The following is a 383-nucleotide window of genomic DNA, read 5'->3' on the forward strand; positions in this document are numbered from 1 at the left end:
CCCCCTGACGAACTACAAGCTGATAGATGACATCATCTCCGAGCTTTCTGACAAGCTGAAGATCCAGCAACAGCAGAACATACTCGCGGATGCATGGAAACCGTACATGAAAGAGCTTGATACATTCTACACAGATGCGACATGCTATGAGAGCGAGATGCGGTATCCGACGGACCAGAAGCTGCTGTGGGAATGCGTTGGGAAGTCATATCGTATGATGTGTGATGCCTGTCAGCGTCTTGGCATCCACCGCCCAAGGACGAAGTACCTTGACGTGGAGAAGGCGAACATGGAGTATGTGAAGCAGCGCAAACACAAGAAGTCACAACAGCGCAGGATTATCCGCCGGCTGTTAAACCTGCTGGGGAAGATCCTGAAGGAAA

At 50.9% G+C, this 383-nt stretch carries 1 pseudogene; it reads left to right on the plus strand.

From position 1 onward, the window contains the following. Window positions 1–106: 106 nt before the first annotated feature. Window positions 107–383 (plus strand): annotated as a pseudogene (locus CIK99_RS07950) (DDE transposase); the annotation flags it as partial.

Origin of the sequence: Prevotella sp. P5-92 (assembly GCF_002251245.1) — a bacterium.
Classification (GTDB): Bacteria; Bacteroidota; Bacteroidia; order Bacteroidales; family Bacteroidaceae; genus Prevotella.